Raw genomic sequence first — 6,693 nt, forward strand, 5'->3', positions numbered from 1 at the left:
CACTTTGCGGTATAGGGTTCTTTCTGTAAGATGCAGATGCTCGCAGATATCAGTTATATCAAACTGTTCGTTGCTAATATTTTCATCAATAAGGTGAGTTAGACGTTGGTTGAATGCTAATAATTCGTCGGCCTCTAGGGGTGGGCTTCCTTCTTCTGCTATCTGCTGGAGATAATGCTGACGGGCCTGATCGTATTCTAGTGCCCGGCGTACCGCATGGAGTAATTCTTCTTCCAGAAAAGGTTTGGTGAGGTAAGTATCTACCCCCAGGCGCAACATATTTAGTTTGCTTTGCTGATCGGTTCGGGCTGTTAGTAAGAGTATAGGTTGTCGGAAGCCCAGATTTTGCAGTTGACGTATCAATTCCGGACCATCCATAACCGGCATCATGTAGTCAGTAATGATAAGATCAACTTTCTTTTTCTTAACAATGTCCAGAGCCTCACTTCCGTGGTTGACCTGTAAAATTTGGTAATCGGCCAAACTTTCTATCCCTGCAATATATTTTCGCATAGCTTCATTGTCTTCTACCAGTAGAATACAAGCTATAGGGCTATCTTCATGATGATACCTTTGTTTACGTTGCTCAGTCTTTATTTGATGCTTATGAGTAGAAACCGATACAGCCTTGACAAATTCAGTCGGAATAGTGATGGTGAACTGAGTGTATGCACCATACTGGCTTTTTACCTGAATATCAAAGTCATGGGTTGCTACTATTCCTTTTACAAGTGATAGACCAATGCCACTTCCCTGATAGCGGGCGTTGTGATGACCCGTCTGGTAATACCTGTTAAAAATCTTATCTAAATCTTCCGGCACAATGCCTGTGCCAGTATTATAAACCACTATCTGACAATTATCTGCCTGCAACATGTTAAGTTGCGCAATGCCACCAGAGGGAGTAAACTTAAGCGCATTAGTAACAAGGTTGGAAATGGCCCGAGTCATCAACAATGGATCGCAGTAGGCTACCACCTTTTGTGCCGGAAGTTGCAGTTGAAAGTCAATACCCTTACTAGCGAATATGTCATAAAATTCAGAGTAAATCTTACTCATCAGCCGCGTAAGATTAACGGAACTTTTGTTGAGTTGAACTTGCTGCTTATCCATCTTGCTCAGGTCAAGAATATTATCTGCTAGCTGTTGTATGTTAGCTGCCTGCTCATCTATTTCCTGGATAGAATCCAGGTTAAATTCACGACCGTTGTCTTTAGATAGCCTCTGGATATAACCCCTGATTAAGGTAAGTGGAGTACGAATCTCATGAGAAATATCGATAAAAACACTATCCTTAAATTCTTGGAGTTCATTGAGTTGCCCCGCCTGCTCTTCTATAGTGCGTTTATCTCGCAATGCCTTATTCTTCTCTTCGGCCAGTTGGGCTTCTTTTTCTTGATTAAGCCTCTTCAGATAGACAACCATTAAAAAAGCGGTACTAAATACTAGCCCTATAATGACAGAAACAACGGCTGAAAAAGAAGAGTCTTGAAAGACTATATGGCTTATGAGAGCCGCCACTAAGCTTATTAGAAAAATAAGCAAGTGTATGATAAAACTTCTATAGAGTATTACCCCCGCCAGCACGACCGTCAGGACACATAGCTCTACCAACTCATTAGGTTGTACAAAAACACTAAAATAGATACACTGCGTAAGTGTGGCAGCTAGAAATAGGAATCTCGCCAACTGGAAGAGGCCACGGAGGTTGAGAAATAATACAAAGCCAAAAATAACCGTAGTGACACCAGTATTTAAGGCAACCTCGCGCGATAGATTAGGAACTAGTAGATAATAAAACAGCAAAAGGACCAGAGAGGCAGTGAACCAAATCAGGCAGAAGAAATTCAATAACTCTTTGTTTCTATATCTTTCAGAATGTACAGAAGTATTTTCCGGACTTAGCAGCTTAGCCAGTGCTTTGTTATTATGTCTAAATTTTTTTTTGCCGAAGGTGTTCATAAAGTTATACGGCAGCAATTAATCATTCTAGTCGCAAATTATACCTGCTAGATTAGTAGAAATTGATGATTTTCTAATAATTGTCAGTGTGGGCAACACTTTTGGCAGCCATAGTAGTAATTGCGATGGTATTAGGGAATAGAGTAACTTGAAAACGAAGCGTTTAACTTATCATATACTTCTTAGTTATGAGCCAGAAGGGGGGCATAGTAATCGCACCTCCACTCCTCGGCTGCAATTAATAGTAAATTGCTAAATTAGGCTTGAATAATAGCGAAATATACCAAGGCACTAAGTAAAATCAAAGATTTAACCAGTAAGTGAGCTTCACTACTAAACCTCGGTTCTTCTTTTCATAAGTATCAGGGAAGAAGCGGCTCTCGCCGTAGGCGGTATAGTTATCAGTGTAGACAATAAACAAGTCAGACACCGGCTTAAAGCGCCATTGAAAGCGAGCATTTACGTTTACATTCTCAAACTGACTGTTGTACTGCACAAAGGTAGTTAGGAAAACACTACGGGTAAAGGTTAAATCTAGTCGGGGGCCAATTAGCACGAACTGGGTATCGGAGTAAGGTTCGGCCAAATTAATATCGCTGTAGTTAAAATCTAGTGAGAACAAACCGTAGGGCTGAAACCGGTAATTGAGCGTACCGGAAAACGAATTCAGAATACCACCGTAGTACTGCCCATTGATCGTGTTGATCTCATAATTAAAGTTCCGTCGCTCATCTGATTCGTACTCTACCATCAGATACATCATGTTGAACGTTTCCCCGGTTAAAAAAGAAAGTCCTTGACGCGAAGGTGAGAAGGGGCGAAACAGATAGATGTAATCATTCATCGCCGATACTGTCAATCGGCTGGTATTCCGAAAGTTGAAGTCGTAGAACAGACTAAAATTGTAATCGGATATACCCAAGTCGGGTTTCCACCACAGTTGTTGCTCAATGCCCGGACCATGACTTACAATACCACTGCCGTCGGGATAAAATGTGCGAGCGATAGAAGGAGAGATACGGCGAAAGTTTCTGCGGGGGGTAAATCCTACTTCGGCATTAAAACCTTCACCCACAATCTGGTGCTCCCAGATTAATTCCCATTTGCGGGTGCTATACGTTAGGTTAGCTCCGTGGGAATAAGATGCTTTTTTGGGAGTTGGGTCAAACGACTGATGGTAATAAATTTTTCCCGTCCAGGTATTATCCGCCGAAGCCAAGTTATAGTCCAGGCCTACCAGCCGGTTAAAGTTGTTAGAACCAAGCGAAAACTCATTGGTGCTATCACTGAATGACTGCTTATTGATAAACAGACCAGATATATTGGACCGAGCAAACAACTGCCGCTGCACTGCCGCCACGGTATAGTTAAAACTAGGCAGACTAATATCTTCATCCGCCCCCGTTTGCATATTTAATAGCCCCAACCGCCAGTTTTTATTTACTCTTCCGCTAAGGCGCGCTCCGCCCAAAATAGGGTTCTGCACGTTTATTCCGGTAGCGGTATCAATAGCGACCCCAATACGGCGGGAGAAAAACGGCCGCACATTCTCCGATCCGAAGTTAGCGAACAGGTCAGCATTCTCTAGAAAAAACTGCCGCCGCTCAGGAAAGAAGATCTCGAAGCGGTCGAGGTTCGTTACCTGCTGGTCTACCTCCACCTGCGAAAAATCAGGATTCACCGTTAGGTCAAGATTTAGTGAGGGAGTTATTGCGATTTTAGCATCGCCCCCCGCCGCAAAATTACTCACTCCTTCGGTTTCGGAGAAGTCGCGGTTCTGTTGGGTAGAAACGTAAGGGATAAGAGAAACATTAGCACCCGGTTTCTTTAGGGGCTGATCCCACAGTAGCTTTCCCGTGTAAGCCAGCGAGTAGAGCCGAAAATTCAACGGAACGTGGTTCCAGGTAGATCGTTCATTGGTATGACTATCTAACCGATAAAATTGAATATTCCACTCCTTTGAGTTCTCTTTATAGCGTAGTGTTTTAAACGGAATAGCAAATTCGGCAATCCAGTAGTCTTCATAACGCTTAGCGGCGGAAAACCAGCGGTTGTCCCATGATAAGTCAAAATCTTGTTGGGAAGCCCCACCATTAGAGATTAACCCCTCTCGTTGTACCCCGTAGGGATTGATACCAAAGATAAAAGCAGTCGTTTGGTCTTGAAAAGGATCAATAATGAACGAAAATTGATCATTGCCCGCCCCCCTGAAATCGCGCCGTAATGAAGGAGTCACGTAGTAGTTTCCTTCGGTAGTAGCGTAGCATTTAACCCCCAGGTATACGAATTTGTCATCATACGTCAGCCGTACTTCACTAGGTGCTACCGTTCGCGATGTATCCATCGGGAAGTTCTGCCAAAAGCCATTCGACATCTCGGCATCCTGCCAGGCTGCTTCCTCTAAAACCCCATCTAACTCGATAGCCGAAGAGGCTCGCTTAATATGGAGCTGTCGTTGAGGTTTTTGTGCTAGCGACAAAAATGGCAGCAAAAAAATTAGTAAAAATATTCCGGTTAGACTTACTTCAGATAGCGACTTCAACTTTGGCGACAGAATAATATTTGGAATAAATGGTTTGTCTCATTATAACCATTAGAGGTAAGCTGCGATAATACAACTTTTTTGTTGGTATTCCACACGGATTATTCCGTATCAGATTTAATTCCTATTCATTTTCTACTAACTTCGCCTCAATTTGGACTAAACTAAATTGACAGTTGATAATTGACGATTGAAAAGGGAAAATGAATAGTGAAGAATGAAAAAGAATGTCATACAGGATAAATCTTTTCAGTTTGCAGTTCGAGTGGTTCGTTGCTGTCAACACCTTCAAAGTAAAAATGAGTATGTTTTGAGTAAGCAGTTTCTTCGATCAGGAACATCTATTGGAGCTAACGCACGAGAGGCTTCACAAGCAGCATCTAAGAAAGATTTCATATATAAGATGAATATAGCTTTGAAAGAAGCCGTAGAAACTCAATACTGGATTGAATTGCTGAAAGAAACAGGTTATTTGAAAGAAGAGGAAGCAAACAATTTACACACTAATTGTACCGAACTATGTAAAAATATTGTCCACTATCAGTAAGTCAGCCAAAAACAACACCTAAAATTGATAAGAATATAATATTATCAACTATCCATTATTAATTATAACCTAACCATCCTATGCCGCGCGATACTAGCATCAAATCTATCTTAATTATTGGCAGTGGCCCGATCATCATTGGGCAGGCCTGCGAGTTTGATTATTCGGGCTCTCAAGCCGCTCGTTCTTTACGAGAAGAAGGTATCAAAGTATCGCTCATTAATTCCAATCCGGCCACCATCATGACCGACCCCATTACGGCGGATGATATTTATCTGAAGCCGTTGGAGAAGAAATACATCGTCGAGATTCTGAAGAAACATCAGGAAGAAGGTCGGCCCATAGATACTGTGCTGCCAACCATGGGTGGACAAACGGCACTGAATTTAGCCATTGACTGCGACAAAGCCGGTATCTGGGAAAAGTTCGGTGTACGAATGATTGGGGTGGACGTAAACGCGATCGAAACTACCGAAGACCGGGAGAAATTCCGCTTGAAAATGCACGAACTGGGCGTGGGAGTTTGTAAGGGACGCATCGCTACCTCCTTTTTGCAAGGAAAGGAAATTGCCCAAGAAATTGGCTTTCCGTTGGTGATTCGCCCGTCGTATACGCTGGGAGGTTACGGGGGTGGATTTGTCAATGATGCCAGCGAATTTGATAAAGCCCTGAACGCCGGACTGCACGCTTCGCCAGTGCACGAAGTACTAGTGGAGCAAAGCATTATGGGCTGGAAGGAGTACGAGTTAGAACTGCTACGCGACCGACTGGGTAATATGATTATCATCTGCTCGGTAGAGAATTTTGATCCGATGGGCGTGCACACCGGCGACTCCATCACCGTAGCTCCCGCTATGACCTTGCCCGACACAGTATACCAACACATGCGCGATCTGGCCAAAATTATGATCAACGGCATTGGGGAATTTGCCGGAGGTTGCAACATTCAGTTCTCAGTGAACCCAGAAGATGATTCCATTATTGGCATTGAAATCAATCCCCGCGTTTCCCGCTCTTCGGCCTTAGCTTCCAAAGCAACTGGTTATCCTATTGCCAAGGTTGCGGCTAAGTTAGCGATTGGCTACACGCTGGACGAACTGAAGAATCAAATTACCGGAACCACCTCGGCCTTCTTCGAACCCGCGCTAGATTACGTAATTGTGAAAATTCCTCGGTGGAACTTTGCTAAGTTTGACGGGGCTGATTCGCACTTAGGGTTGCAAATGAAGTCGGTGGGAGAAGCGATGGGTATTGGTCGCAACTTTCAGGAAGCTTTGCAGAAAGCATGTCAATCGTTAGAGATCAAACGAAATGGTTTGGGGGCCGACGGTAAGGAGGAAACCAACCAGCAAAAAATTATGGAAGCGTTGGAGCACCCGAGCGACGACCGTCTGTTCCGTATCTACGAGGCCTTTAAGCTAGGAATTTCCTTTACTACCATCCGCAAGCTCACTAAAATTGACCCGTGGTTTCTGCGGCAGATTGAGGAGCTGATTGAGTTGGAAAAAGAAATTCAGCAACACTCCCTAGATGATCTTCCAGTGGAACTAATGCGGGAAGCCAAGGAGAAAGGCTACGCGGATCGACAGATTGCCCACTTGTTAGATTGTCTGGAGAGCGAAGTACACGGCAAACGCAAAGA

Annotated in this window: 4 protein-coding genes; 2 read left to right on the top strand and 2 right to left on the bottom strand. The window is 43.6% G+C overall.

Annotated elements, in window-relative coordinates; genetic code table 11:
- Both WBA23_RS14750 and WBA23_RS14755 read right to left on the bottom strand, forming a co-directional pair.
- On the bottom strand, positions 1-1,425 hold a 1,425-nt coding region (locus WBA23_RS14750; protein WP_424583046.1), incomplete at its 3' end, for an ATP-binding response regulator.
- Positions 1,426-2,263: 838 nt separating this feature from the next.
- On the bottom strand, positions 2,264-4,504 hold the full coding sequence (locus WBA23_RS14755; protein WP_424583047.1) for a DUF5916 domain-containing protein: 2,241 nt from the start codon (positions 4,502-4,504) through the stop codon (positions 2,264-2,266).
- 217 nt (positions 4,505-4,721) lie between these two features.
- Between WBA23_RS14755 and WBA23_RS14760 the strand changes: the two genes are divergently transcribed.
- Positions 4,722-5,051, top strand: a complete 330-nt coding sequence (locus tag WBA23_RS14760) for a four helix bundle protein (RefSeq protein WP_424583048.1) — start codon at positions 4,722-4,724, stop codon at positions 5,049-5,051.
- Between the two features lie 80 nt (positions 5,052-5,131).
- Positions 5,132-6,693 (top strand): carbamoyl-phosphate synthase large subunit (gene carB, locus WBA23_RS14765; protein ID WP_424583049.1); only part of this gene is annotated, 1,562 nt, incomplete at its 3' end.

The sequence above is a fragment of the Tunicatimonas sp. genome (assembly GCF_049647865.1).
Lineage (GTDB): Bacteria > Bacteroidota > Bacteroidia > Cytophagales > Cyclobacteriaceae > Tunicatimonas.